This window comes from Kribbella sp. NPDC031520, from assembly GCF_055580825.1.
The window spans coordinates 128,579-154,220 of the sequence record NZ_JBVIKS010000009.1 but is presented as its reverse complement, the minus strand read 5'-3'; the positions used below and the strand labels follow the sequence as shown (position 1 = coordinate 154,220).

Annotated in this window: 25 protein-coding genes; 7 read left to right on the top strand and 18 right to left on the bottom strand. The window is 68.1% G+C overall.

Going from position 1 to position 25,642, the window contains the following annotated elements; genetic code table 11:
• Window positions 1-63 precede the first annotated feature (63 nt).
• From ACZ5BU_RS36155 to ACZ5BU_RS36140, 4 genes are read right to left on the bottom strand one after another with little or no spacing between them, the layout of a single operon-like run.
• Complete coding sequence (locus ACZ5BU_RS36155; protein WP_465705449.1) at window positions 64-1,590, bottom strand: precorrin-2 C(20)-methyltransferase; 1,527 nt, start codon at window positions 1,588-1,590, stop codon at window positions 64-66.
• Window positions 1,587-2,213 (bottom strand): precorrin-8X methylmutase, encoded by a 627-nt coding sequence (locus tag ACZ5BU_RS36150; protein WP_465705447.1) that lies wholly within the window; start codon window positions 2,211-2,213, stop codon window positions 1,587-1,589. The genes ACZ5BU_RS36155 and ACZ5BU_RS36150 overlap by 4 nt, the downstream gene beginning before the upstream one ends.
• Window positions 2,210-3,298: a precorrin-3B synthase gene (locus ACZ5BU_RS36145; RefSeq protein WP_465705445.1), complete on the bottom strand. Its 1,089-nt coding sequence runs from the start codon at window positions 3,296-3,298 to the stop codon at window positions 2,210-2,212. Before ACZ5BU_RS36145 ends, ACZ5BU_RS36150 begins: the two co-directional genes overlap by 4 nt.
• Window positions 3,299-3,308: 10 nt before the next feature.
• The gene (locus ACZ5BU_RS36140) at window positions 3,309-4,466 is read right to left on the bottom strand and encodes an MFS transporter (RefSeq protein WP_465705443.1); all 1,158 of its coding nucleotides are present in this window, start codon (window positions 4,464-4,466) and stop codon (window positions 3,309-3,311) included.
• A 161-nt stretch (window positions 4,467-4,627) separates the two neighbouring features.
• Between ACZ5BU_RS36140 and ACZ5BU_RS36135 the strand changes: the two genes are divergently transcribed.
• Window positions 4,628-5,110 carry a MarR family winged helix-turn-helix transcriptional regulator gene (locus tag ACZ5BU_RS36135; RefSeq protein WP_465705441.1) on the top strand — a complete coding sequence of 161 codons (483 nt, stop codon included), beginning with the start codon at window positions 4,628-4,630 and terminating at the stop codon, window positions 5,108-5,110.
• A gap of 1 nt (window position 5,111) precedes the next feature.
• Here ACZ5BU_RS36135 and ACZ5BU_RS36130 read toward each other — a convergent pair whose 3' ends face one another.
• On the bottom strand, window positions 5,112-5,591 hold the full coding sequence (locus ACZ5BU_RS36130; protein ID WP_465705569.1) for a phosphotransferase family protein: 480 nt from the start codon (window positions 5,589-5,591) through the stop codon (window positions 5,112-5,114).
• Between the two features lie 92 nt (window positions 5,592-5,683).
• Here ACZ5BU_RS36130 and ACZ5BU_RS36125 point away from each other — a divergent pair, with 92 nt between their 5' ends.
• Both ACZ5BU_RS36125 and ACZ5BU_RS36120 read left to right on the top strand, forming a co-directional pair.
• Window positions 5,684-7,114, top strand: coding sequence for an MFS transporter (locus ACZ5BU_RS36125; RefSeq protein WP_465705439.1), 1,431 nt, complete (start codon window positions 5,684-5,686; stop codon window positions 7,112-7,114).
• On the top strand, window positions 7,107-7,745 hold the full coding sequence (locus ACZ5BU_RS36120) for a TMEM175 family protein (RefSeq protein ID WP_465705437.1): 639 nt from the start codon (window positions 7,107-7,109) through the stop codon (window positions 7,743-7,745). The genes ACZ5BU_RS36125 and ACZ5BU_RS36120 overlap by 8 nt, the downstream gene beginning before the upstream one ends.
• On the opposite strand, the gene ACZ5BU_RS36115 is transcribed toward ACZ5BU_RS36120, so the two are convergent.
• The 13 genes from ACZ5BU_RS36115 to ACZ5BU_RS36055 form a co-directional block, all read right to left on the bottom strand.
• The gene (locus ACZ5BU_RS36115; RefSeq protein WP_465705435.1) at window positions 7,699-9,243 is read right to left on the bottom strand and encodes a carboxylesterase/lipase family protein; all 1,545 of its coding nucleotides are present in this window, start codon (window positions 9,241-9,243) and stop codon (window positions 7,699-7,701) included. The two genes, ACZ5BU_RS36120 and ACZ5BU_RS36115, sit on opposite strands and share 47 nt — an antisense overlap.
• Window positions 9,244-9,299: 56 nt before the next feature.
• Window positions 9,300-10,061 carry a precorrin-6A synthase (deacetylating) gene (gene cobF / locus ACZ5BU_RS36110; protein ID WP_465705433.1) on the bottom strand — a complete coding sequence of 254 codons (762 nt, stop codon included), beginning with the start codon at window positions 10,059-10,061 and terminating at the stop codon, window positions 9,300-9,302.
• A 15-nt stretch (window positions 10,062-10,076) separates the two neighbouring features.
• Entirely contained in the window at window positions 10,077-10,421 is a 345-nt protein-coding gene (gene frdD, locus ACZ5BU_RS36105; protein ID WP_465705431.1) for a fumarate reductase subunit FrdD, read from the bottom strand.
• The gene (locus tag ACZ5BU_RS36100; RefSeq protein ID WP_465705430.1) at window positions 10,418-10,798 is read right to left on the bottom strand and encodes a succinate dehydrogenase/fumarate reductase transmembrane subunit; all 381 of its coding nucleotides are present in this window, start codon (window positions 10,796-10,798) and stop codon (window positions 10,418-10,420) included. Before ACZ5BU_RS36100 ends, frdD begins: the two co-directional genes overlap by 4 nt.
• Entirely contained in the window at window positions 10,795-11,538 is a 744-nt protein-coding gene (locus ACZ5BU_RS36095) for a succinate dehydrogenase/fumarate reductase iron-sulfur subunit (RefSeq protein ID WP_465705429.1), read from the bottom strand. Before ACZ5BU_RS36095 ends, ACZ5BU_RS36100 begins: the two co-directional genes overlap by 4 nt.
• A gap of 2 nt (window positions 11,539-11,540) precedes the next feature.
• Window positions 11,541-13,286 carry a fumarate reductase (quinol) flavoprotein subunit gene (frdA, locus tag ACZ5BU_RS36090; RefSeq protein ID WP_465705428.1) on the bottom strand — a complete coding sequence of 582 codons (1,746 nt, stop codon included), beginning with the start codon at window positions 13,284-13,286 and terminating at the stop codon, window positions 11,541-11,543.
• Between the two features lie 2 nt (window positions 13,287-13,288).
• Complete coding sequence (locus ACZ5BU_RS36085) at window positions 13,289-13,522, bottom strand: hypothetical protein (RefSeq protein WP_465705427.1); 234 nt, start codon at window positions 13,520-13,522, stop codon at window positions 13,289-13,291.
• Window positions 13,523-13,605: 83 nt separating this feature from the next.
• Window positions 13,606-14,370 carry an SEL1-like repeat protein gene (locus ACZ5BU_RS36080; protein ID WP_465705426.1) on the bottom strand — a complete coding sequence of 255 codons (765 nt, stop codon included), beginning with the start codon at window positions 14,368-14,370 and terminating at the stop codon, window positions 13,606-13,608.
• Entirely contained in the window at window positions 14,336-18,115 is a 3,780-nt protein-coding gene (locus ACZ5BU_RS36075) for a CHAT domain-containing protein (protein ID WP_465705425.1), read from the bottom strand. Before ACZ5BU_RS36075 ends, ACZ5BU_RS36080 begins: the two co-directional genes overlap by 35 nt.
• A 12-nt stretch (window positions 18,116-18,127) precedes the next feature.
• Entirely contained in the window at window positions 18,128-18,556 is a 429-nt protein-coding gene (locus ACZ5BU_RS36070; protein WP_465705424.1) for a hypothetical protein, read from the bottom strand.
• A complete protein-coding gene (locus tag ACZ5BU_RS36065; RefSeq protein WP_465705422.1) occupies window positions 18,553-19,110 on the bottom strand; it encodes a hypothetical protein in 558 nt (185 codons plus the stop codon). Before ACZ5BU_RS36065 ends, ACZ5BU_RS36070 begins: the two co-directional genes overlap by 4 nt.
• Before the next feature lie 93 nt (window positions 19,111-19,203).
• Window positions 19,204-20,691, bottom strand: a complete 1,488-nt coding sequence (zwf, locus tag ACZ5BU_RS36060) for a glucose-6-phosphate dehydrogenase (RefSeq protein ID WP_465705420.1) — start codon at window positions 20,689-20,691, stop codon at window positions 19,204-19,206.
• An 83-nt stretch (window positions 20,692-20,774) separates the two neighbouring features.
• Window positions 20,775-21,161 (bottom strand): VOC family protein, encoded by a 387-nt coding sequence (locus tag ACZ5BU_RS36055; protein WP_465705418.1) that lies wholly within the window; start codon window positions 21,159-21,161, stop codon window positions 20,775-20,777.
• A 61-nt stretch (window positions 21,162-21,222) separates the two neighbouring features.
• Between ACZ5BU_RS36055 and ACZ5BU_RS36050 the strand changes: the two genes are divergently transcribed.
• The 4 genes from ACZ5BU_RS36050 to ACZ5BU_RS36035 are packed head-to-tail and all read left to right on the top strand — an operon-like array spanning window position 21,223 to window position 25,586.
• Window positions 21,223-21,552 carry a YciI family protein gene (locus ACZ5BU_RS36050; protein WP_465705416.1) on the top strand — a complete coding sequence of 110 codons (330 nt, stop codon included), beginning with the start codon at window positions 21,223-21,225 and terminating at the stop codon, window positions 21,550-21,552.
• Window positions 21,549-22,733, top strand: a complete 1,185-nt coding sequence (locus tag ACZ5BU_RS36045; RefSeq protein ID WP_465705414.1) for an RNA polymerase sigma factor — start codon at window positions 21,549-21,551, stop codon at window positions 22,731-22,733. Before ACZ5BU_RS36050 ends, ACZ5BU_RS36045 begins: the two co-directional genes overlap by 4 nt.
• 44 nt (window positions 22,734-22,777) lie before the next feature.
• Window positions 22,778-24,895, top strand: coding sequence for a hypothetical protein (locus ACZ5BU_RS36040; protein ID WP_465705412.1), 2,118 nt, complete (start codon window positions 22,778-22,780; stop codon window positions 24,893-24,895).
• The gene (locus tag ACZ5BU_RS36035; RefSeq protein ID WP_465705410.1) at window positions 24,882-25,586 is read left to right on the top strand and encodes a GNAT family N-acetyltransferase; all 705 of its coding nucleotides are present in this window, start codon (window positions 24,882-24,884) and stop codon (window positions 25,584-25,586) included. Before ACZ5BU_RS36040 ends, ACZ5BU_RS36035 begins: the two co-directional genes overlap by 14 nt.
• The last annotated feature ends 56 nt before the right edge of the window (window positions 25,587-25,642 follow it).

Sequence of the window (25,642 nt, the reverse complement as noted above, 5' to 3'; positions counted from 1 at the left end):
AGATCGGCTTCCGGGACGGTCCCTACCCGCCCGTGCGGTGCCCGACACTGGCGGAGGACGGATTTAACTGACTCCTGGTGTGGTGTCACCGACCGTCGCCGGGTATCGGCGCGGAGTGAACACCAGCGGTCCGGCTGGGCGTGGCACGGTACGGGTCTGTGATGACCCGATCAGGAGCAAGCACCGCATGTCAACCGTTTGAGTGTCCAGTTCGGCCAGAGTTGTCACAGTGATCGCCTCGTCCGCGCCGCCTACGTCGCGTCCTACGACGACCGGTGTGTTGGCGGAACGGTGTTCGAGGAGCAGTTCGCGGGTTGCTTCCACCTGCCACGTGCGGGACTTGGAGGCGGGGTTGTAGATCGCTATGGCCAGGTCTGCTTGCGCTGCTGCTTTCACACGCTGTGCAATGACCTCCCACGGCTTCAGGCGGTCTGAGAGCGACAGCACGCAGTAGTCGTGTCCTAGCGGGGCTCCGACCCGGCTGGCGACTGCTTGTGCTGCTGTCATCCCAGGGAGCACGTGTACGGCGATGTCGGCGTACTCAGGCTCTGCAGCGACCTCCGTGACCGCACTGGCCATCGCGAACACGCCTGGGTCGCCGGAGGAGACCACTACGACGCGGGAGCCCTTGCGGGCCAGGTCCAGAGCGAAGGCAGCTCTCTCGGACTCCACGCGGTTGTCCGATCCGTGCTTACGCTGACGGGCACGGTCCGGCAGGCGGTCGACGTACGTGGTGTAACCGATCACGTCGTCGGCACCTGCGATCGCCGCACGTACCTCAGGTGTCATCCACTCCGGGCCGGCGGGGCCGAGGCCTACCACGGTCACCGAGCCTTCGTACGCAGTGTTGGTCGTTGGTGGAGCAAACGTGTTGTTGATCGGGCTGGGGAGGAGGGCGAGGGAGAAGTACGGGACCTCGTCCGGGTCGACGTCGTTGAGCCGGGACGTGCGCTGCGCGTCGGTGGTCGCGCGTTCGACGTACCAGGCCTCGTCGGCGCGGCCCGCCAGCTCGAACGCCTCGCGAACTCCGGCGAACGTACGGCCGAGTTTCATGACCGCGGCGGCGTCGGTCGAACGCAGCCGATCGGCCAGCACGTCCGGCGGCAGAGTGCCCGGGAGGACGGTGAGGATCTCGTCGCGCTCGCACAGCGGGCGGCCGAGGACGGCGGCTGCCGCGCTGACCGAGGTGACACCGGGAACGACCTCGCACGGGTAACGGTCCGCGAGGCGTTTGTGCATGTGCATGTACGACCCGTAGAAGAGCGGGTCGCCCTCTGCGAGTACGACGACGTCCCGGCCGGCGTCGAGATGTGCCGCCAGCCGCGCAGCGCAGTCTGCGTAGAAGTCGTCCATCGCGCCCTGGTAGCCGCCGGGGTGGTCGGTGGTCTCGGTCGTGAGCGGGTAGACGAGGTGCTCCTCGAGCTGCCCTTCGGTCAGGTACGGCGCGGCGACCGACCGGGCGATGCTCCGCCCGTGGCGCGCGCTGTGGAACGCGATCACGTCGGCCGCCCCGATCAGCCGCGCCGCCTTCACGGTCACGAGCTCGGGATCACCCGGTCCCAGACCAACACCCCACAGTCGACCGGTCATTCTTCCTCACTCGCAATCGCGTTCACGGCGGCGGCCGTGATGGCGCTGCCGCCGCGCCGGCCCTTCACCACGAGGTACTCGAGGTCTTCGCGCGCGGCCAGCGCCTCCTTGGACTCGGCCGCGCCGATGAAACCGACCGGGATGCCGAGCACCGCCGCCGGTCGTGGACCACCCGCTTCGACGACCTCCAGCAGCCGGAACAACGTCGTCGGCGCGTTGCCAATGGCAACAACTGCGCCTTCGAGCCGGTCCAGCCAGAGGTCGACGGCGGCCGCGCTCCGGGTCGTCCGCAGCTGCTGGGCGAGCTCGACGGTCCGGGGATCCTGCAGCGTGCAGATCACCTCGTTGTCCGCCGGCAGCCGACGCCGGGTGACACCGGCCGCGACCATCTGCGCGTCGGTGATGACCGGGGCGCCGTTCTGCAGCGCGGCGCGGGCGTTCTTCACGACGTTCGGCGACCAGGCCAGGTCCGCGACCAGGTCGGTCATCCCGCACGCATGAATCATCCGTACGGCGACCTGAGCCACCTCGGGTGGCAACCCGCCGAGGTCGGCCTCGGCCCGGATCGTCCCGAACGACCGCCGGTAGATCTCCGCGCCGTCCCGCTCGTACTCGTAGCTCACAGCCGTTCCCCATCCACCAGATATCCGTCGCCCACCGCTAACACGTCCACGAACTCGCCACCCGGCTTCCCGCACCGCCGCCCACACCCCGACCAGTGCACCCGCCTGCCGTCTCTTCGCATCTCCGGCATCAGACGGGCAGCGTCAGCTCGTACGTCGGCCAGGGCTTTGGCGCAGCCCGGTCGGCCGGCACACGCCGTGACGCCTTCCCACACCGAGTCGGGTGTCGTGATCAGCCCGACGTCCTCCAGCGCGCCTGCGTCGGCAGGCACGACGAGTGAGCGCCAGGGTGTGACACGCACCTCAGGGGCGACCTGTGTCAGCGCAGACGCCTGCTCCTGCGTGAGGCTGCCCAGCGGCACTGTGACGACAAGAGCGGACCCGTGCACACCAGCAACAACCTGTGCCGTCTGAGCAGGCACCACCTCGGTCGCCTGCAGCCCAAGCCGTTCAACGACAAGCTCCGCACCACCGGCAACCTCGGCGATCCGCCACTCCTGGTCACGCACCGCCAGGAACGCCTCAGCCGCAGCAACCATCAGCCCCGGCGCCGCGTCCCACTCGACCCGCACACCCAAGCCGCCGACGCTCAGCAGACCAGCCCGCTCATCCAGCGCTCGCACGACCACGTCGGCCCGCAGCTCAGTCAGGTCTCCGCGCCCGTCGTCCAGGGCGAACAAGAACCGGCCGGGGAGGTCCGCCAGCGCCGGACGTGCACACAGGGCCTCGTCGAGAGCGGTTGCCACCGGGAGTACGTCGTACCTCGACTCGTCGTCCAATCCGGACAGCGGGGACGCGAGGATGTTTCGTACTCGCTCGTGGGCGATCGACGGCAGCAGCCCCGCCGTGAACAGCCGGTCCGACAACTCCTGCGGTCCGTCCGCGGCCAGCCCGCGGAGCTGGAGGTTGGCGCGGGACGTGAGCTCCAGCCGGCCGTCGCCGAGATCAGCGGCAGCGAGACGCAGTACGTCGAGCTGTGCCGCCGTCAGCCGTCCACCAGGTAGCCGTACGCGGGCCAGGCCGCCGTCGGCAGCCTGGTGCACGCTCAGCACACCAGGGCATCGATCGACTTCGGTCCTCGCCACAGGCGTGATGCTACGTGCCCGAAACCCGCTGTGTTCTGGACCACAGCAAGACGCCCACCGTCAGCACCGCGCAGCACCCGCCCGCCACCATCACTGCTGACACCGACCACGCGTCCACCACGAGCCCGCCGGCCAGAGCCCCCGCCGACAAGACGGCCTGGAACGAGGAGGTGAACCACACAGTCGCCGCCTCCCGAGACCCCGGTACGGCCGCGGCGAACATGCTCATCGAGCACACCGGCACCCCGCCGTACCCCAGTCCCCACACCACCAGCAACAGCAGGGCTCCCGTCGTACTGCGCCCCACCACGGGCATCAGTAACGTCGCGGCGGCGATCAAGCCCGCACAGATCGCGAAGGTGGCCCGCCCTGCGTACAGCCCCGCAAGGATGTTCCCCACCAGACCGGCCGCGCCGTACACCAGCAGGAACAGCCCGATGAGCTCAGGACGCACCACCTCCCGCAAGAACGGCGTGACGTACGTGTAGGTCGCGAAATGGGCCGTGACGATCAGGCAGGTCACCAGAAGCGCCGTACGACTGCTGCTGAGTGCCTTCCGGAGTACGGCGGCCTGCGTCACCTGTAGTGGCGGTAGTGGCGGCACCGTGGTTCGCAGTGCGACCAGGGCCAATACCGAGAGCACTCCGAGTGCGGCGAACGACGTACGCCAGCCCACCAGCTCGCCAACGAAGGTCCCGGCCGGTACGCCGAGCACCGAGCCGAGAGGGACCGCGGAGAAGATGACGGCTGTGGCGCGGGTCGTCCACGGCTCCGGCACCAGCCGCCCGGCCAGACCCGCTCCGATCGACCAGAAGCCGCCGATGGTCAGTCCGACCAGGAACCGGGCGACGAGCTCGAGCCAGAAGAACGGCGCGGCCGCGGCGACGAAGCCTGCGACGGCCAGCAGGACCATCAGCGCACACAGCATCAGACGCCGGTCCAACCGCGCCGTGGCGAGCGTGACTACCGGAGCGGCGACGGCCGCGACCAGGCCGGGCATCGTCATCAGCCAGCCAGTACGGCCTGGGGTGAGTGCGAAGTCGGCGCCGATCGGGGTGAGCAGGCCGATCGGGAGGATCTCGGTGGTGACGATCGCGAAGATCCCGAGCGTCACCGCGCCGACGCCGTACCACTGCACGGCCGGACGGGCTGCGGTCTGCGTTGTCATGCCTTCCAGGCAACCCGGGCCACGCCGACGCGGCTCGCGGTTTCGCGACACGGCGGTCCCAGCCGAGCAAGCCGTCGCTTTCCCGCGATCGACGGCGGTCCCTGGAATGATCCGGTTCGGGATGATCTGCGGATAGATAGTTCCGAGCTATCCTTTACGGTATGGCGCAACTCCCGGAACGCACTGTCCCTGACATCACCGGCTACCTGACCCACGCCGGCCACGTGTTGGAGACGCAGTTGTCCGCAGCCCTGGCGGAGATCGGCCTGACGCTGCGGATGCAGTGCGTACTGCGGCACGCGCTCGAGGCGGAACGTACCCAGATCCAGATCGCCGAGCTGAGCTACATGGACAAGACCACGATGGTCGTCACCGTCGACGCCCTGGAGAAGGCCGGCTACGCCGAACGCAAACCGTCGGCCACCGACCGCCGAGCCCGCATCATCGCCGTCACCGACGAAGGCGCCCGCATCGCGGCCGAAGGCCAGCAAATCGTCGACCGAGTCCACGCCGAGGCCCTCGCCGCCCTCGCCGCCCCCCAACGCGAACCCTTCATCAACGCCATGACCACCCTCGTGGACGGCCCCCTCGCCACCCCTGTCACAGCCCAACCCATCCGCCGCTCCCGCCAGCGCGCCGGCTGAACTACTCCGGCACGTACACGGTCAGTTCCCGCCACGACTCCTTGCTGTCCTCCGAGTCGACGTGCGGCTGCCGGAACAGCTCAACGTACGACGCGATCTCGGCCAGCGGCCACCAAACGTCGAAGAGCTCCATCGCCGCGGCGCGCGGACGGATCGGGCCGGCCTCCGACTGGTAGGCCGGAAGTACGTCGTCCGGGCCGCCGAGGACCCCGACGAGGTCGCGTTCGCGCGGCGCGAGCCGCACCGTCTCCCAGTCGACCAGCCGCAGCTGGCCGTCGTCCGTGCGGACGACGTTGGCGCTGTGCGGCTCGCCGTGCGTCACGACCCAGGGTTCGTCCGAGGCCTCGACTTCGCGAACCAGCGCGTCGTAGTGCTCCAGTTTGCTGTGAACGTATTCGTGCGCGCCGGCGAGCCGCAGTCGGGTCGCCTCGGCGTACGGCCCCGCGGACCAGGGCTGGTCGAGGTCGGTGAGTGCCGCCAGCAGCGCATCCCGGCAGTCATCCGATAAGAGATCGTCTACTACAGAACTATCTGCTATGGTCTTTCCAATCGGACGGACTGAGGAGACGACCTGTGAGTGTGGACGTGGTGGTGGAGCCGGCGGTGCGCGGGCGGGTGAAGGCGCTTGTCGTGCTGTGTGTGATGCAGTTGATGATCATTTTGGACGGGACTGTGGTGACGGTCGCGTTGCCTACGATTCAAGGGGATCTGGGGTTTTCGCAGGCGGGCCTTGCCTGGGTGATGAACTCGTACCTGATCGCGTTCGCGGGGCTGTTGTTGCTGGCCGGGCGGATCGGGGATCTGGTGGGGAGTAAGCGCGTCTTCGTCGCGGGGCTCGGGTTGTTCACGGCCGCGTCGTTGTGGTGCGGACTGGCGACCAACGCGGGTGCGCTGATTGCCGGGCGGTTCCTGCAAGGCGTTGGTGGGGCGCTGGCGTCGGCGGTGATTCTGGGCATGATCGTGAGCCTCTTCCCGGCACCGGGGGAGCAGGCGCGGGCCATGGGTGTCTACAGCTTCACAGCGGCCAGTGGTGCGTCGATCGGGCTGATCTTCGGTGGCGTGATCACGCAGACCGTCGGCTGGCACTGGGCGTTCCTGATCAACGTCCCGATCGGCCTGGCCGCGTTGGTGTTCGCCGTACGGCTTCTGGATCACCAACCCGGTCTGGGCCTCGCCACCGGTGCAGACGTGGTGGGAGCAGTGCTGGTAACAGCCGGACTCTCGCTAGCCGTCTACACCATCGTCCAGACGGCAGGGCCGCAAGCAACCCTGTCCCGTACGCTCCTGGAGGCTGCCGCAGCGCTCGTGCTGCTAAGCGCGTTCGTAGTACGGCAGGCGCGTATCAAGCACCCACTGCTTGCCCTACGCATCTTCCGCAAGCGCCAGCTCACCGTGGCCAACCTCATCGTCGTACTGCTTTTCGCAGCCGGCTTCGGCTTCCAGTTCACCACCGCCCTGTACGTCCAGCGCGTACTCGGCTACGACTCCCTCACAACCGGCCTGGCCTTCCTGCCCGCGCCCCTGATGAACGCACTGATGTCCCTGTCGCTGGCACCGCGCCTGACTGTCCGCTTCGGTGCGCGCAAGATGCTGATCGCCGGACTCGTCGTCTTCCTGCTGGCCCTGCTCTGGATCAGCCAGGCGCCCGTGAATGGCTCGTACGTCGTCAACGTCGGGCCGGTGCTCGCCGTGATGGGCGCAGGTATCGGTGTGGCCATCCCGGCAGCCATCATGCTGGCCATGTCCGGTGCGGACCCGGGTGACGCCGGACTTGCCTCAGGCCTCAACAACACCGCCCAGCAAGCAGGTGCAGCCATCGGGACCGCAGTACTGGCGACCCTGGCTGCCTCGACGACCGCGCACAAAGCAGCAGAAGGCGAACTGCTCGCCCTCAGGGACGGCTACGGTGCAGCGTGGCTCGCGGCAGCCGGGTTCGTACTGGCAGCGGCCCTGCTGGCGGCAACGATGCTCCGGAGTACGGCTACTGTTGTCGGCCGTGAGTAGGACGAGAGACCCCGACCGGCTGGTGCTGTTCACCGACGCGGTCGTCGCGATCGCGATCACCCTGCTGGTACTGCCGCTGGTCGACCTGGTCCCCGAGGTCAAGGCGCACGGTGGTGACGCGGCCAGTGTGATCACCGAGCACCGGCAGGAGATCTTCACCTTCCTGCTGAGCTTCGTCGTGATCGCGAACTTCTGGATGGGACACCACCGGATCTTCGAGCACGTCCGCGTCTACACCACCGGCCTGATGCGGCTGAACCTGCTCTGGCTGCTAACGATCGTCGTGCTGCCGTTCACGACCGAGATCATCGGCGCGTTCGACAGCGACCGGTTCGTGGCCGGTGTGTACATCGGAACGATCCTGGTGCTCAGCATCTGCCAGTCCGGGCTCGCGGTGATGGTCCGCGGGCACAAGGAGCTCGAGGCACCGGACAACCCGGTCAGCGACGGGGAGCTGGTCGGCTCCCTGGTGCTGACCGGGTTCACGGTGCTCGCGTTCCTGCTCGGGTCCCTCGTGCCCGGCATCAACTTCTACGCGATGTTGCTACTCCTCCTGCCGGCGGCCGTGATGCGGGTCTGGCGCGTCAGGCACCCAGAGAAGCCCAGAAGTCACACTGGTGCTCAGAGCTGAGGTTCACCTTCCGGATGCCGGTCTGGTCGGTCGGTGCGAGTGAGAGACCGCTGACCGACCTGTGACCGGTAGGGGACCACTGCGGGCGGCCGGCCCCGTTCGGGTCGCCGGTACGGGCGAAGGCCGTCCAGTAGTCGATCATCTGGTTCGACAGCGTCCGCTGTGTCGCAGACATCGGTAGGTCGAAGCCGCCGAGCCGGAACAGGTACGGCAGTTCCATGGCATGCGAAGCACCCAGTCCGGGGATGGAAATCGGTGAGTGCTTGTCCGCGAACTCATACGCGTACACAGGCACCGTACGAGCAGCGTGCTGGTCCGTAGCGACCTGTGTGCACGACCAGATCCGGTCGGTCGTCACGGCACCCCACGCCGCCGCGGGGGACTCGTAGCGGGACTGCGGGTAGTGCTGCAGTACGGCAGGAGCCTTCGCAGCCCCGACCATGTTCTTCACCAGCGCCGGGTAGTCCTTGATGTCTCCGAACGCGGGCAGCCACCCGTTCGCCTCGTCGTGGTTGTTCCCGGAGATGACAGGTACCCGGTGGAACAGCCCGGCCTCCATCGCCTTCGCCGGGCTGAACGGTACGACGGGACTCTCGCCGTACCCGACCTGGGTGAACTCGAGCGTGTCGTCGAGCAGTACGTCGGTCTTGAGGTCGCGCAGGCATTCGATCGTCGTACAGGCCAGCTTCTTACCGGCAGCCCACTCCTTGCCGTTCGCCTCGACCTGGCGGGCGGGGATCCACGGCGAGTCCGCGGCCTGGCCCGGGTACTGGCTGTTTGCGGCCCAGTTGAACGTACACGAGCCGCTCTGCATGATCGCCTTCGCGAACAGGCCGGTGGACGTGGGGGAGGTGAGCTGCGCGCACACGCTCATCCCGCCGGCCGACTCGCCCGCGACCGTGACGTTGCGCGGATCGCCGCCGAACGCGCGTGCGTTCCGCTGCACCCACCGCAGCGCCGCCTGCTGGTCCTGCAGGCCGAACGTCCCGGAGTCCGGCAGACCCGGGTATCCGAAGAAGCCGAAGATGCCGAGCCGGTAGTTGACCGTGACAACGACCACGTCACCGCGGGCCGCGAAGTTCGACGCCTCGTAGCTGCTGCCCGCGCCGGAGAAGAACCCGCCGCCCGGGATCCACACGACCACCGCGCGCGGCTTGGCTGAGGCGCGCGCGGGCGTGGTGACGTTCAGGTAGAGGCAGTCCTCGGTGGCCGAGCCGTCCGGCGCCTCGGAATTCGGTTGCTGTGGGCAAAGATTCGCGATCTCCGACGGCCGTACGCCGCCCCACGGACGGACCGGCTGCGGCGCCTTCCACCGCAACGCCCCGACCGGCGGAGCGGCGTACGGGATCCCGTCGTACACCACAGAATCCCCGACCGCCTTGCCGGCCACCGCTCCGGCATCAGTTCTCACAACCGGAGGCTCCGCAGCCTCACCCGGCCCCGCGAACGCCACCAACAGGCCGCCCGCTGCCGCCATCACCGCCAAGATTCTCTTCATACCAGCAGCCTCTGCTGGAGGCCACCGAGACGACTTCGGCCGGGCGGCCAGCGCTACTAAGACTTTGGTCTACGTAGCAGATAGGTATCCATGATCCAGCCCTTCCGTTCGCGGGCCTCGGCGCGGACCTTCTCGATCTCGGCTGCCACCTCGCGCAACGGCCCCGAGATCAAGAGTTCGTCCGGTGTGCCGAGATACGCGCCCCAGTAGATCTCGGCATCCTGATCCAGATGCGCGCTGAAGGCCGTCTGCGCATCCAGCATCACGACGACGTCGTCCACCCCGTCCGGCCACTCCGCCGCGAGTCGGCGGCCGGTGGTGATCTGGATGGGGCGGCCGACCTGGTTCAGGCCGATCCGGTGCCGGGCGGCCAGCGTCGACACACTGCTGATGCCGGGGATGACCTCGACGGAGAACGCCAGCTCGCCCCGCGCGGTGATGTCGTCGAGGATCGCCAGGGTGCTGTCGTACAGGGACGGATCGCCCCACACCAGGAACGCCCCGACCTGGTCCTCGCCCAACTCGCCGGCGATCAGGTCGGCGATGACGTCGGCCCGGCGGCGCCGCCAGTCGTCGACGGCCTCGACGTACGCCGAACTCGTCCGGTCCCGCTCCGGATCCCGGCCGACCACAACGCGATACTGCCGAGAGGTCGCGTACCGCCGCAGGATCTCCGACCGCAGGTCGACCAGCTCCTGCTTGACCTCGCCCTTGTCGAGCACGAAGAACACGTCGACCCGGTTCAGCGCCGACACGGCCTGCATCGTCACCTGCTCCGGGTCGCCCGCACCGACACCGATCACCACGATCTCCCGCATGCGGGGAAGCCTATGTCAGACCGTCACCAGCAATGCAGCGGCGATGACGGATCCCACAACAGCACCGCCGTAGCACAGCACCACGATCGGTACGGCGTACCGCTTGAGCTGGAGGCCGTCGTACAGGGTGTAACGGAACCGGTGCGCCCAGTGGAACAGCGCCAGCACACACAGCCCGAACAACACCAGCCGAGTGATCGGATTCCGCAGTACGGCGAGCAAATGAGCAGGGGAAGGTGAGAACAGGCCGAGCGGGATCGCGATGCCGAACAGGAACAGCAGCACCGGCACCATCAGCGCGGCGACCATGCCACCCGAGCTGAACAGCATCCACAGGAAGGGTTCAGGTTGGCGCTTCATCCCAGCACCACCCACACGACAATTGCCGACAGCACCAACCAGGCCAGGTAGTGCGCGGCAACGACCTGTACCGACGGTAGCCGACGTCCAAGCACCTTGATCACCATGGCTCGTGGTGCCAGAGCGAACCACGTCACCGCATGCAGCAGTACGAACAGGAACGCGATCACGTTGATCGCGACCACCCACCACTGCCCACTCCAGTCCAGGAACCTCTGGTACGACGTCGCACCGCCGGCCACCGCATTGACCAGCAACAGCAGGAACACCACGAACCACGCGACGAACACACTGCTCAGCTCACGCAGCACGAAGAGGACGTACGAACGCTTCTCCAACCACCAGAACAGTGCGACCGGCCGCTGGTACACGCTCATCGTCGGCTCCGCGGCATCAGCAGTGCCTTGATCGACTGAGTCGCCGCGGTCAGCTTGTACCGCTGGATCGCGCCCGCCGGATCCACACCCTTCGGACACGCGGCACTGCACTCACCCACGAACGTGCAGGCCCAGATCCCTTCCGGAGACGAAAGAACTTCGAGCCGCTCGGACGCGCCCTCGTCGCGCGAGTCCAGGTTGTAGCGCTGGGCGAGTGCGATCGCGGCCGGGCCGATGAAGTCCTGATCGAGGCTGTAGACCGGGCAGGCCGAGTAACACAGCATGCAGTTGATGCACATGCTGAACTGCTTGTACTCGTCGAGTTCTTCTGGTGTCTGCAGATACTCGCCTTCTTCGAGCGGACTCTGTACGTCCCGGATCACCCAGGGCTTGACCTTCGGGAGCTTCGTCATGAAGTCGTCGATGTCCACCACCAGATCGCGGACGACCGGGAAGTTGCGCAACGGCTCGACGCGGATCGGGCCGGGCGCGTAGTCGGTCAGGAAGGTCGCACAGCTCAGCTGGGGTTCGCCGTTCACCGTCATCCCGCAGCTGCCGCAGATGCCCATCCGGCACGACCACCGGAACGACAGCGTGCCGTCCAGGTGATCCTTGACGTAGGTGAGGCCGTCCAGGATCGCCCAGTGCTCCCGCAGCGGGACCTGGTACGACTGCATCACCGGCTCGGCGTCCACCCCGGGCCGGTAGCGAGCGACCTCGAGCGTGATCTCGTCTGCCATCACTACCTCCCGTACACCCGTTCTCCCGGCGGCCAGCGGGTGATCGTCACTGGCAGGTACGTGACGCGGCTGGTTCCGTCCGGTTGGCGCCGGACCAGCGAGTGCGCCAGGAACCGCTCGTCGTCGCGGGCCGGGAAGTCGGTGCGCTGGTGTGCGCCGCGCGACTCCTCCCGGAGTACGGCGCAGGCGATGATGCTCTCGGCAACCTCCAGCATGAAGCCCAGCTCGAGCCACGCGATCAGCTCGGTGTTGAAGTTCGTGCTGTGGTCGTCGATCGCCGCATGGGCGAAGCGATGCCGCAGTTCTTCCAGCCTCTGTGCCGCCTTGGTCAGCGTGTCGCCGTCGCGGTAGATCCCCGCGCCGGTCTCCATCGTGGCCTGCATCTCTGTCCGGATGTCCGCGATCCGCTCGTGCCCCTCTTCCCTGGACCGGCCCAGCTCCGTGGCGAGCCTCTGCTCCTCGTCCCGGCCTTGCGCGAGGATCGACGGCGGTACGGCGCGGTGGTACCGGCCGGCGAACACCGCGGCGGCCCGCCCGGCGCGGTTGCCGAAGACGAGGCACTCCGGCAGCGAGTTCGAGCCGAGCCGGTTGGCTCCGTTGATGCTGACGCAGGCCACCTCGCCGGCCGCGTACAGACCCTCGAGCGACGTGGCGCCGTGGATCTCGGTGTGGATGCCGCCCATCATGTAGTGCACGACCGGACGCACCGGCACGAGCTCGTGCACCGGGTCGATGTTCTGGTACTTCGAGCACAGCTCACGGACGAACGGCAGCTTGGCGTCGATCAGCTTCGCACCGAGGTGCCGCAGATCCAGGTTGACCACCGGCCCGTAGGGCGTGTCGATCGTGCGGCCCTTCTCCACCTCGTGGACGAATGCCTGTGACAACCGGTCCCGCGGGCCGAGCTCCATGTTGCGCAGGACCGGTTCCGGTGTCGGCGTACCGAGGTCGTAGTCCTGCAGGTAACGGTAACCGTCCTTGTTGAGCAGCCACCCGCCTTCGGCGCGGGCCGCCTCGGTGATCAGGATGCCGGTGAACGGCAGGCCGGTCGGGTGGTACTGGACGAACTCCATGTCCTTGAGCGCGGCGCCGGCGCGGTAGGCGAGTGCCATCCCGTCGCCGGTCTTGATGTTGGCGTTGGTCGTGAACGGGAAGACCCGCCCGCAGCCGCCGGTGCAGACGATCACCGCGTTCGCCGTGATGGTCTCGATCCGCCCCGTCGCGAGCTCGATCGCGACCACGCCGTACGCGCGTCCTTCGTCGACCAGGATCTTGGTGACGTACCACTCGTCGTACCGGACGATGTCGGCGTACGACAGCGCGGTCTGGAAGAGCGTGTGCAGCAGGTGGAAGCCGGTCCGGTCGGCGGCGAACCAGGTGCGCATCTTCTTCATTCCGCCGAATGCCCGTACGGCGATACGCCCGTCCGGCTGCCGGCTCCACGGGCAGCCCCAGTGCTCGAGTCGGAGCAGTTCGCGCGGCGCCTCGGCGACGAACGCCTCCACCGCGTCCTGGTCGCACAGCCAGTCGCTGCCGGACACGGTGTCGTAGGCGTGCTCGTCCAGGGAGTCGTCCGCCCCGGCGACCGCTGCGGCGCCGCCCTCGGCGGACACCGTGTGGCTGCGCATCGGGTAGACCTTCGAGACCACCGCGACCCGCAGCGCCGGGTTGGTCTCGGCCACCGCGATGGCAGCTCTCAACCCGGCGCCGCCGCCTCCGATCACCACGACGTCGTGATAGGTCGCCATGGTCAGGCTTCGTGGTCGCCGCTGTGCTCGTCCATCAGCACCTTGCCGTCGTGCCGCACGGTCCGGATCCGCACGCTGCCGTCATGGAACTCGTGCCGGGTCTGCCGGCACCCACAGGCGTACAGCGTGCTGTCCAGCCGGAGGCCCTCGAAGTCGTCCTCCTGGCTTCGATCCGCATCCCCGAACCGCCCACACGGCGCCCGTTCCCCAGTGAGATGCGTCTTGGTCCCCGTCATCCGCTCACCCCCCGCCTTCTCGAGGTGTTCGTGACTTACATCACACCTCGATACTGCGCCTGCGAGGAGAGGACGGCAATGGGTCAGCTCTGCGCCAGGTTGGGGCCCATGCGGGACCAGGCGGCTTCGGCCTCGGTCTGCCAATGGCCCGCTTGGGCGTGGTCGCCACGAGACTCGGCGAGCGCGGCGAGCCGTTCCATGGCCCGGGCATCACCAGCATCGGCAGAAGCCAGCAGAAGGCTCTCGCCCTCGGTGTCGCCTTCATCGGCGAGGAGACTGCCCAAGAGTGTCCGGGCATTGCCTTCACCGTGGCGGACGCCCTCCCACCACCAGTACTTCCCGCCCTCGATGTCGTCACGGTCGAAGCTGTAGCCGCCGGCGAAGAACATGGCCGGCGAATGGCCTGCGAGCGCGGCACGCCGCATCCAGTCCTCCGCCGCCGGACGGTCGCGGGCCCGGTCCAGTGCCAGCGCCCGATCGAACATCGCCTGTGGATACTCGGCGTCCGCCGCGAGGTCAGCGAGCTGTTCGGCTTCGTCCAGCTGGCCGAATTCCCGGTACACCGCCGACAGGGAGTACAACGCCGACGGGTCGCCGTACTCACTCGCGACCTGCAGCACAAGGATCAGGAGTTCCTCGGCGCCGTACGCCATCAACACGTCACGGAGCTGCTCCAGCGTGTCGGAGTCGCACACCTGGGCTGCACGGCGGACCCACTCCGCGGCAGCGGGTTGTCCGCACCTGACGAGCCCGGTCGCGAGGTCGAACACGATCCCGGCGTCCGCCTCGGTGTCCGCAACCCCCTCCAGAACCTCAACGGCCCGATTCGTCTGGCCGCGGCCCAGCAAAGCACGACCGTACGCCGCTGCCGCTCTGGAAGGATCCAACCGCAGTGCAATCTCCCACCAACGGTCCGCCGCAGCGGGATTGTCGTCCTCGACAGCCTCCGCCATCCCGGCGACTACCGGACCACACCGCCCGGCGAGTTCCGCCTCTTCGGCATGCTGGATCGCCACCTCGACCTGTGCAGGATCGATCCGGCCGAGACCGCGGACGTATTCGGCCAGCTGGATACCGACCTCGTAGCCGCCCTCGACTTGGTGCAGCTCCGCCAATGCGGCGTCGAAGAGAGCCTGCTCGGGCGGGACACCAAGCCTGGCCGCCACCATTTCGGTCAATACGTCGCGGCGCACCGGCCGGTGTAGTCCGAGGTTCCACCACGCTGCCGCCGCCAGGATGGTGGCTTGCCAGACGCGGTCCGCCGGATCTGCTGAGTCGAGCCTGTCGAGCTGCTCGACCAAGGGACTGAAGTCGTCCACCTGCTCGTCGCCGCCGAAGGCCGCGACCGCCCGGAGCAGAACGACGGCCTCTGACATCCTTCGGAGGAACAGCAGCGCCCGCGCGCTGAACAGCAACGCGGTCTTGTGCAGGCTCGAGCCGAAGTGTTCGCGCTCCAGGTAGGGCAGCGACCGCCGCAACTCCGCGACGACGGTCTCGGGCTGGTACCCGGCGGAGTTCAAGACGTCCGCCAGCCCGACCCTGGCTTCGGCGGCGGACCGCTCGGTCGGAGCTGCCGCGGCGGCGCGACGATACGCTTCCGTCACGGCAGTCAGCCGATCGGCAACCGGTACGTCGCTGCGCGGATCGGGAGTGCACAGCCGCGCCAGCTCGATCTCGGCACGCTTCATCCAGGCCCCGTACTGGGTTGATGCGATCTTGCGGGTTGACCGCGTCGATGGCTGCGTCGACGGCTTCCGAGGCCTCGTCGAGATCACCGAACCTGAGCCGCGCCTCCGCCACCACCAGTCCGAGCAACGCCTGCGCATGGCCGTCCTCGAGCTCCGCGTAGATCGCACCGGCCTGGTCGAGGGAGTCGAAGGCCGACCGGTCGCCTTTCCTGACGAGCAGCCGACCGTGTTGCTCAATCATCACGGCGTCCCCCCGCAGCTGGGCTCGCTCCGTCTCGGACAGGTCGGCACGTCCGCGAGCGCGCAGTTCGGCGATCTGCGGTGCACGCCGTACGAGCATCTCCTGACTGTCGGCGATCTGCCCGTCGACGTCGCCACTACGGATGGCCTGCTCGGTCAGCTGGGATCGGTAGATGTCGATTTCTTCCTGCCACCCTGGGTCGCCGGCGGTGCGGTCATACAGCGGCTCGACGGTGGCCAGCAGCCGGTCCAGATCGGAGTACCGCTCGGTGCTCAGATAAAGGGCTCGCAACGACACCATGGCCTTGGTCAGCCAGATCCAATTCGCCCTGGCGAGCGCCTCGCTCCGGACGGTCAGCAGGTTCGGCTCTTCGACCGCGAACCGATCGACCACATGGCCGTACCCCTCGGTGTAGATCGCGGCGAGCCGATTACAGACGTCCGCCTGCTGTTGCAGCCAGGCCAGCCGGGTCGTCTCGTCCGGTGGCGGCAGTAACGAGTGCAGGACCGGATGGATGCGGTACACTCTCGGTAGCGTTTCGACGAGCAGACCGATCTCCGCTGCCCGATCGAGCACGCGGAGGACGTCCTCGTGGACCACGGTCTGGCCGATCGGTACGTCGGCCGGACCGAGGATCATCGCCGTCAGCACGTCGGCTCCGGCAACCCGCTCGAAACAGGCGAGCAGGTCGAGGATCTGGCGGTCCTCAGGTGTGAACAAGGAGTCGAGCAGGTCGCGGAAGTCGGTGGCGACCCGGCCGGGGCCGGGGCCGTCCGGATCCGCCGCCCTGCGGACGATGACCGCCGGCAGTCCTTCGGCGGTGGCGGCCAGGTCCTTCGCCTCGTCGATTGTAAGGATCCGTCCGCCGGCCCGCGCCGCACCGATCGCCAGCTGGGCCGCCTCGTCCTCCGGCAGCGGCGTGAGCTCGATCAGGCCGACCGACCCGGAAAACGACGGCCGGTCGTCGCGCCGCGACAGCACCAGGATCCGGAACCGACGGTCGTCGAACTCGACGAGCATCCGAAGGATCGCCTCGCGTTGCGACCCGGGCATCAGGCTGATCAGGTCGAAATTCTCCCAGACCCAGAGGATCGGCCGAGCCTGGATCTGTTGGGCCATCGCCTGCAACGGACCGATCCTGGCCGGGTCACCCGTGATGTCGTACGTCGGTTGCAGCGCGAGGGACGTGTCCAGCTGTTCGCGGAGCAGTTCGGCCGTGGTGTTCACGCCGAACCGGAACGAGTACGCCTGCAGTCCGCCCGCGCCGGAGTTCAGGTACCACTGCAGGAACTCCTTCGCGACGGTCGATTTGCCGCACCCGGCCCATCCCATCAGCACCGCAACCGGTGAATGGTCGAAGGTCCGGTCGACGGCAAGCAGGACGTCGTCACGGTCCACCAGGCCTCCGCCGGAGTCCGGCTCCGCGTCGTACGGGTCGTACTCCGGTTCGGCGTGCTCCGCCGCCACCCCGCCCACGCTGTCGCCGGTCAGCGCCTCGCGCTCCGGCCGCAGCGGTGGTGCGATGGTCAGGGGAACCCCGGCGGGACAGTGGACGACCGGAACCGCCCAGCCCAGCCGGTCCACCGGCGAACCGTCGGCACTCGTTTCCAGCTCGACCGCGCGACGACCTGCCGCCGCGGCGACCGTGAGGTCGGTCCCGGCGAACAGTTCGTCGTACAGGGCACGCATGTACGACGTCGCGGTCGAGACGCGAAGGTTGTAGCGCATGGCGACGACACCTGCGACGCCGCCGGCGAGGAGGTCCTCCGTCACGGAGGCGTAGTCGCCGCGGAGCCGGCCAAGACTCGCGTCGGCGTACGCCGACCGGCAGGCGTTGAGCACCACGCACTGCACGGAGTACTCCCGGCACACGCGGGCGAGCGCGGCGCCGCCGACGGCCTCCGGACCGCGTTTGCCTTCGAAGATCAGGTACCCGCCACGCGAACCGTCCGGTGGGTCGACCACCCCGAGCGCCGCCAACTCGTTGCCATCGGCAAACACGCCGTGGCCGTCGAAGTGCACCGCGGTGTAGGGCAGACCGATCGCCGACGCGTCGCGGAGCATCGCGGCCAGGCGGTCGAGCGTCGGCGGCCGGACGACGTCGATCGCAAAGCTGTGGCCGGCGTCGAGTGCGCTCTCGACGAGCTGCCGGGCGACGGAGCGCAAAGGTACGTCGTCACCTCCACCGGGCCGGGAGATGACGACGAGGACCCGGCACGCCGCGGGCGGCTCGCCGGTCGCGGACCGGTCGTGTACGCGGGTGAACGATCGCGCGTGCACCGCCAGGCGGCGGTCGGTGGCCGGATCTCTGAGCAGCTCCCATGGCAGCAGGCCGTCGTCCCGGATCTCGATGTCCAGCGTCGGCAGCACGGCACGGATCCGATCGCCGATCGCTTCCGCCTCGCCGGCGAACGCGGCCGCGAAGAGTTCGGCTCCCACCTCGGCCGTGGTGGTGCGCGCCGTACGGGCGAGATCCTCGGCGAACTCCGACCGCCGGCCGGCCGGGTCATGGTCCTCGGCCAGCCAGCGGATGCGCTCCAGGCGCCCGCGGTCGACGACGTACCGGAACGGGATCGACGCGGCCTGCGCCGGGCTGCCGTCGAGGTCGCAGCGCAGCGAGAGGCGACCGGCCTTCCGATCGTGGGTGAGCTCGAGCCTGGACATTCTCCGCCGGCCTCAGACGAGTCTCTGCATCAGGTAGGTCGCCAGCGCCTGAACCTCGGCAGGTGTCCGAACAGTCACCAGCAACCGTCCTCCGGCTTCGGTCCGGCTGACCGGCAACGCCATCAGCAATGCGGCCTCTGAACCGAGACCGAGCGTGCGCACCAGCAGCTCGGGATCGAGATCCAGCTCGACAGCAGCCGGCTGGATCCGCACCTTGATCAGCGCGACGAATGTCGTCGGGTTCGGTTTGGCGAAGAACGTCAGCCGGCCGTCCGCCCCAACGGCCAGGTCGTCGAACGCGACGGCGAGATCGTTCTGCAGCGATCGCAGTACGGGCAGCGCCCCCAGCGCCGTCGCCTGCAGCTCGATCGCCTGCTGCTTGTCCTCCCGGCTGGGGCGAACCGTGTCTTTCGCCCAGTTCCAGAACATGTCCCCACTCATCCAGGCGTCACCTCCGGAGTCAGCACGGCCGACGCGGGCCAGGCCGCCAAGCGCCGGTCGCGGCGGAACGCGCGGCGGCGAACCAACAACGTCAGGTCGACCCGCCACGCGACCGGCCGTCCGCTGTCGTCGAGCGACGGGAGCGGGAGCAGCGTCTCGTCCGAGATCGACTCGCCCGGCTCGATCGCGGACTGCCCGGCGAACAGCCCCGAATCACTGCCCTCGGCCGGCGGCACCGGTCGCCAGCCCGGACGCCGGCCGAGGACGAGACCGGAGGCGGGCAGGAAACTCAGCCGCTGAACGACCGGCATTTCATCGAGCACGAGCCGCGACGCACCAGCATTGCGCAGACCGACCCGAACATGGATCAGCTCCCGTTCAGGAGTCCGCACCAACCGGAGGCCGACGGTGAAGTCGGCCCGTGAGAAGAAAGTTCGGCCTCGGGCGAACCGGTAGTACGCCCAGAATCCGGCGATCACGAGCGCGGCCGCCTGGACACCGCCGGAAACGATGTCGACCAGCGTCCCAGCATCGGACAACGACAGCGCGACCACCGCAGCCTCCCCCAGCGCCCCAAGCGTGTGACAAACCGTAACGGCTCGACTTCCGCCCGGCAACAGATCCCGGGGATCAGCGCTCAGCTCCTGCTACTCCCGCCACTCGCGTTCGAAGGGGAGGCGCCAGGCGCGGGGGGCGATCAGTTGGTGGATCGCGTTCGGGCCCCAGGTGCCGTGCTGGTACGGCTTGACCGGCGGCGGGTCATCGAGCAGCGGCGCGGAGCGGTCCCAGAGCGACTCGATGCCCTCGGCGGTGGTGAACAGGGTGTGGTCCCCGCGCATCGCGTCCAGGATCAGCCGCTCGTACGCCTCCAGTACGTCGGCCGCACCGGCCGTCTCCTGGGTGGAGAACTGCATCGACAGCTTCTCCAGCCGCATCCCCGGGCCGGGGCGTTTGCCGTAGAACGACAGTGATACCCGCGACGAGTCGGCCAGGTCAAAGGTCAGGTGGTCCGGGCCTTCCGAGCCGACCCCGGAGCCGGCCGGGAACATCGTCTTCGGCGCCTCCTTGAAGGCGATCGAGATGATCCGCTGGCCCTCGGCCATCTTCTTGCCGGTACGCAGGAAGAACGGCACGCCGGCCCAGCGCCAGTTGTCGATCTCGACCTTCAGCGCGATGAACGTCTCGGTGTCGGAGTCCGGCGCGACACCGTCCTCGTGGCGGTACCCGGAGTACTGGCCGCGGACCACGCAGGCCGGATCGAGCGGCAGCATCGACCGGAAGACCTTGTTCTTCTCCTCCGAGATCGCCCGTGGTTCCAGAGCGGTCGGCGGCTCCATCGCGACGAACGACATCACCTGCATCAGGTGCGTGACGACCATGTCCTTGAACGCGCCGGTCGGCTCGTAGAACGTGGCCCGCTGGTCCAGGCCGAGCGACTCCGGGATGTCGATCTGCACGTGGTCGATGAAGTTCCGGTTCCAGATCGGCTCGAACAGGCCGTTCGCGAACCGGAACGCGAGGATGTTCAGCGCCGCTTCCTTACCGAGGAAGTGGTCGATCCGGAAGATCTGCGCCTCGTCGAAGGTCTCGTGGACGAAGTCGTTCAGCTTGATCGCGCTGGCCAGGTCGTCGCCGAACGGCTTCTCCATCACCACCCGGGCCCGGTCGACCAGGTCCGCGTCGCGCAGCATCGCGATCACCGACTGGGCGGCCTTCGGGGGCACCGAGAGGTAGTGCAGGCGGCGTACGTCGGGACCGAGCTGCTCCTCGGCCGACTTCACCGCGCGCGCCAGCGCCTCCGGGCCGGCCGTCACTGGTACGTAGTCGAGCGTCTCGGAGAACTGCGACCACTGCTCGTCGGTGAGCTTGTGCATGCCGAACGTCTCGACGGCCTGCCGGGCGAGGGCCCGGAACTCCTCGGTGGTCAGGTCCTCGGTCGCCGTACCGATGATGCGGACGTCGGGCGTGAACCGGGACTGCTGCAGATAGGCCAGCCCGGGCAGCAGCTTGCGTTTGGCCAGGTCACCGGTCGCCCCGAACAGCACGATCACGTGCGGCGCGAGTGGATCCGGATCCCGCCGCGACGGCCGCGACCCGGGCGCCGGATAGGCAATGGTCTGGATACGGTCAGGCATTCAGTCCTCCCGAGGACGCCACCGGAGCCAACACGCTGAGCAACACATTGGGCAGTCTAGGAGGCTCCGATGACGTCCAGGCGTCAGGCTGATTGCCAGAGGCCGAGAACGTTGCCCTCCGGGTCCTTGAAGTACGCCGCGAAGCCCATGTCGCCGACCGGGACCTTCTCGCCGACCTTCTCGCCGCCGAGACTCTCGATCGTCTTCCAGGCGGCGTCGATGTCGGGCACGTCGACGGTCAGCACCGGCTGGGTCAGGTCGGCGTTGCCGGCGCTGCGCTGGAACATCCCGCCGTTGATGAAGCCCGGTTCGGCCGGCATCTGCTGCTCGTCCACCGGCCCGGTGGACACCATCGTGTAGTTCATCTCGGGCATCTCCATCACGTTCCACCCGAACGCCTCGCGGTAGAACGCCCGCGCTCGCTCACCGTCGTCGTACGGCACCTCGAAATGCACGATCCGGCCGGTCATCGGTTGTCCTTCCCCCAAACGGTTCCCTTGCCGCCGACGCTAGACCTGCGAGGATGGGGCCGTGAAGTACCTGCTGATGATTGCCGGTGACGAGTCCGCGGCGGCGCACGCCGACGACGGGTGCGGCGGGTGGACCGAGGAGATGGAAGAGCGCGGCGTCGTCGCCGGTGGGGCCGGATTGCGGCCGCCGCACGAGGCCACCACGGTCCGGGTCCGGGACGGCGACGTGCTGCTGACGGACGGGCCGTTCGCGGAGACCAAGGAGCAGATCGGTGGCTTCGTACTGATCGACTGCGCGGATCTGGACGAGGCGATCGAGATCGCGGCGAAGCACCCGGCGGCCGGGTACGGGACGATCGAGATCCGGCCGGTGTTCGAGCCGCCGGTGTGACGTTCGAGGAGATCTACCGGCAGGAGTGGGGCCAGGTGGTCGCCACCCTGATCCGGTTGACCGGTGACTGGCAGCTGGCGGAGGAGTGCGCACAGGAAGCCTTCGCGGCGGCGCTGCAGAAGTGGCCGCAGGACGGCGTACCGGATCGGCCCGGTGCTTGGCTGACGACGACTGCACGCAACCGTGCGATCGACTGGCTGCGTCGAGAGGCTGTGGGCGCGGCCAAGCTGCAAGAGCTTGCTGCGCTTGGGGTTGAGCAGCAGGAGCCGCCGTACGACGTACCGGACGACCGGCTGCGGCTGATGTTCACGTGCTGCCATCCCGCTTTGTCGATGGAGGCACGGGTCGCCCTAACACTGCGGACCTTGGCCGGACTCAGTACGGCGGAGATCGCGCGTGCGTTCTTGGTACCGGAAACGACCATGTCGAAGCGGCTGACCCGGGCGAAGCAGAAGATCCAGCACGCGGGCATCCCGTACCGCGTACCGCCCGCACACCTCCTGCCCGAGCGCACACCCGCCGTACTGGCCGTGCTGTACCTCCTCTTCAACGAGGGGTACTCCGATGTCGTACGCCGCCAGCTGACCACCGAGGCGATCCGCCTGGCCCGGCTACTCGTCCAGCTGATGCCGGACGAGCCTGAGGCCGCCGGGCTGCTCGCGCTGATGCTGTTCCACGACGCGCGCCGAGAGACCCGGCTGGCACCGGACGGCGCTCTGGTCACCCTGGACGACCAGGACCGCAGCAAGTGGGACCACCCGCAGATTGCTGAAGCCGTAGCTGTCCTGGACTCCACATTGCGCCGTAGCGAGCCCGGCCCGTACCAGGTGCAGGCGGCGATCGCGGCCTGCCATGCAACGGCCCGCGCCGCTGCAGACACCGACTGGCACCAGATCGCTGCCCTGTACGCGCAGCTCCCGCAAACACCAGTCGTCGCGCTCAACCGCGCTGTAGCGATCGGCATGGCCGAGGGGCCGGCTGTAGGGCTCCGCCTTGTGGACGAGCTGGCCGCCGCCGAGCTGACCGGCTACCACTTGCTTCCTGCGACTCGCGCAGACTTCCTCCGCCGTCTCGACCGTCGTAGCGAAGCTGCTGAGGCCTATCGCGAGGCCCTGCTCTTGGCTACGACTGAAGCCGAGCGCTTGTATCTGGAGAAGCGTCTGGCTGATTCGCTCATTTGAAATGCCTTCCCGCGCGTACGCTGGTTCCTGGGGGAGGGGGCAGCATGGTGGGGGAAACAGATTGGGCTGTGATCGGCGGCGAGTTCGGCCGCCGCGAGCTGACGGCGCTGACGAAGTCGCTCGAAGGCAACGAGGCGCTGCGTACGACCGTCGATCGTGCACTGGCCGGTGAGGGTCCCGTCGACTTCCAGCAGGCCTGGACGACGGCCGGCCGGCATCCCGGAGCGACGCTCGTACTGGCCGCGTACGTCTACGCGCGCTGCCAGGAGGCCTGGGAGCTCACGGGCAACTACGGGAGGATCAGGGCAACGATCGAGAGTGCCCGGGCCGGCTGGGACCTGTGCACCAGACCGCCCGGCTGGGAGGACCAGGCCACGGAACTGTTCCTGCAGCACATCGCGTCCTTGCCGGACTGCATGGACGCCGAGGGCGCGGTCAACTGCTCCTGTCCGATCGCACTGGAGGCTCACGCGACCGCAGTGTCCGAGACGAACGCAGCGATCCTCGAGTCGATCAGGGGCCTCAAGCAACCAGCTGCTGAGGACTTTGTGCAGTTCCTGTCGGAGATCGTCGAGAAACACTTCGTGACGTACGACGCGATCGCTGCGGTGGCACGTACTGTGCTGGGCTGGCTGATGGAAAGCCCTACTGCAGTTGGAGAGCTCGAAGCATGCATGGCGCGGTTGGAGAAGGCGGAGTCCGCCCCGCTGCTGGCCGACGACGTGTACGCGTCAGAGCTCCGCGCACACCGGTACGCGCTGCAGAGCCTTGCTGAGCGCACACCGGGGCAGCTGACGATCGGGGAGGCGCGCTTCGTCTACTGCTATCCGTTCGCAGCTCCTGCGCGCATCGACTGGGAGGACGTTGCGAAGGCGAGCCTTCTCGCCGGTGCGCAGGTTCAGCTTGTCGACGAACTCCACCTGTCGGACATCTGGAACAGCGACATCTACCAGGGCCTGGTGATGACCCTGCCGCCGATCAACGTCCGTACGACCGCGGGCGTCGATCTCCTGCACACCGTCGAGCTGCGGCTGAGCAAGTTCGGCAACCACTACCTTCGGATCGAGCACAACAGCGACGAGCTCGGGCTGCACGAGATCTACCAGGGACTGCGGCGGGCGTCGCACATGATGGGCGACGAGGTGGTCAGCTGGCTCGACGGCGACCGCACCTGGCCGCGGCTGCAGGAGTTCGCCGAGAAGGTGCTCGGCGATCTCGCGAAACAGGTCGACCCGACCGGCCCGGGCGAGTGGTACGCGGAGCTCGACAAGAACTTCAACGTCGTCCTGGAGATCAGGCAGGCGAGTCTGCGTGGTGCGGACGGGGCCGAGCGGGAGGCGACCGGGAAGGACATCGTCGACGTGGCGGGGCAGCTGGTACTGAACCCGGTCACCGGCTACGCGACCGCGCTGGAGGAGTGGACCCGGCGGCCGATGCCGGCCGAGATACGGAACCTGAGCGGCGACCAGGGCTACGAGACCGACCTGATCGCGCGCACCGACAACACGACGCTGGTGGTGCTGCCGGGCAGTCCGAACTGGGTCTACCTCGGTCAGGAGGAGAAGGTCGAGTTCGTTGCCTCACTTCCTCCACTCCTGCAGCGGTGGCGCCGCGACCTGCGGACGATGAAGGAGAAGGTCGAGGCGTCGCTGAGTCCGCAGGCGGTGGAGCACAACAAGCGTGGGCAGGTGGAAGAGGACCGGATGAGCCTGGCCAAGCAGGTGGCCGACCTGCGCTTCTGCCTCGACCAGCTGCACAGCAACGCGCTGTGCCGCCCTGCTGTGCACCGGCGCCTGGTCGACCGCTTGTACGACGCCGCCGGCCTGCTCCGGTACGAGAAGGAACTCGAGGACGAGATCCGCGAGGTCGAGACCCTCTACGACCTGGTCGCGGCCCACCTGAGCGTCGTCGAGGAGCAGAAGGCCCGCGACGAGGAGATCCGCACCGGGAAGTACCAGCGGAGCATCCAGGCGATCCTGGGAGTGCTGGCTGCGCTGTCGTTGGTCGGGCTGATCGAGGCGATCAACCAGTTCGTCGAGGCGCCGCCGTCGGCCCGGGTGCCGTTGGTGGCGGCGGCCGCCGAGCTGGGCGTCGTCACGCTGGCCGCGGCCGCGATCGCGCTGACGTTCGGGCTGATGGGGCGTTCTCGTGGCCGTCACTGACAAGCCCGTCGTGGAGTACGTCGACTCGTGGCTGCTGGCACCGGAGCAGTTGGAGAGTCTGTACGACGACGTGCTCAACCCGAGCTTTCCGGTCGACGAACTGATGCCGCGCGAAGGGCTGCTGACACGGCTGGCCAAGCAGGACAGCGGTGTGTGCTGTCGTGCCGCGATCGATCCGGCCGGGCGTGTGCTGGCGGCGATCATCGCCGACACCTACTCCCGTGTCCTGCTGCTGTCGTACCTTGCCGTGCTGCCGGAGTTCCGTGACCGCGGCGTCGGCTCCGGGCTCGCGCGGGACGCCGTACCGCGGTGGATCGCGCGGTACCGACCGGCGCTGGTCGTCGCCGAGGTCGAGGATCCGCGCCGGCCTACCGACAGCGATGCCGGGCATGGCGACGCGACCGCCCGGATGCGGTTGTACGAGGGCCTCGGCGGGCTGATCCTTCCGGTGCCGTACGTCCAGCCGGCCCTGGCCGAGGGCGCCGAGCGGGTCCGCAACCTGTTGCTGATGGTGTTCTACGCGAGTGCGGAGCGGATCGAATCCGAACTGCTGGTGCGGTTCTTGACGGACTACTTCACCGTTTGCGAGGGCAAGACGCCCGCGGACGCGGAGTTCGCCGAGTTGATCGCCGCGTGCCGCCGTACGGACGGCGTACCGCTGCTGAAACCGTCCGAATATCTCTCGGTCTGAGGTGTCTGTCCCGGCGGAACCCGTTCGTCGGTCGGGTATGACGGATATCAGAAGTG

Bases quoted from the DNA above. Each gene is read 5' to 3' on its own strand.
- ACZ5BU_RS36155 (WP_465705449.1), bottom strand. From the start codon at position 1,590: ATGACCGGTCGACTGTGGGGTGTTGGTCTGGGACCGGGTGATCCCGAG.
- ACZ5BU_RS36140 (WP_465705443.1), bottom strand. From the start codon at position 4,466: ATGACAACGCAGACCGCAGCCCGTCCGGCCGTGCAGTGGTACGGCGTC.
- ACZ5BU_RS36135 (WP_465705441.1), top strand. From the start codon at position 4,628: ATGGCGCAACTCCCGGAACGCACTGTCCCTGACATCACCGGCTACCTG.
- ACZ5BU_RS36115 (WP_465705435.1), bottom strand. From the start codon at position 9,243: ATGAAGAGAATCTTGGCGGTGATGGCGGCAGCGGGCGGCCTGTTGGTG.
- cobF (WP_465705433.1), bottom strand. From the start codon at position 10,061: ATGCGGGAGATCGTGGTGATCGGTGTCGGTGCGGGCGACCCGGAGCAG.
- frdD (WP_465705431.1), bottom strand. From the start codon at position 10,421: ATGAAGCGCCAACCTGAACCCTTCCTGTGGATGCTGTTCAGCTCGGGT.
- ACZ5BU_RS36100 (WP_465705430.1), bottom strand. From the start codon at position 10,798: ATGAGCGTGTACCAGCGGCCGGTCGCACTGTTCTGGTGGTTGGAGAAG.
- ACZ5BU_RS36095 (WP_465705429.1), bottom strand. From the start codon at position 11,538: ATGGCAGACGAGATCACGCTCGAGGTCGCTCGCTACCGGCCCGGGGTG.
- frdA (WP_465705428.1), bottom strand. From the start codon at position 13,286: ATGGCGACCTATCACGACGTCGTGGTGATCGGAGGCGGCGGCGCCGGG.
- ACZ5BU_RS36085 (WP_465705427.1), bottom strand. From the start codon at position 13,522: ATGACGGGGACCAAGACGCATCTCACTGGGGAACGGGCGCCGTGTGGG.
- ACZ5BU_RS36075 (WP_465705425.1), bottom strand. From the start codon at position 18,115: ATGTCCAGGCTCGAGCTCACCCACGATCGGAAGGCCGGTCGCCTCTCG.
- ACZ5BU_RS36070 (WP_465705424.1), bottom strand. From the start codon at position 18,556: ATGAGTGGGGACATGTTCTGGAACTGGGCGAAAGACACGGTTCGCCCC.
- zwf (WP_465705420.1), bottom strand. From the start codon at position 20,691: ATGCCTGACCGTATCCAGACCATTGCCTATCCGGCGCCCGGGTCGCGG.
- ACZ5BU_RS36055 (WP_465705418.1), bottom strand. From the start codon at position 21,161: ATGACCGGCCGGATCGTGCATTTCGAGGTGCCGTACGACGACGGTGAG.
- ACZ5BU_RS36040 (WP_465705412.1), top strand. From the start codon at position 22,778: ATGGTGGGGGAAACAGATTGGGCTGTGATCGGCGGCGAGTTCGGCCGC.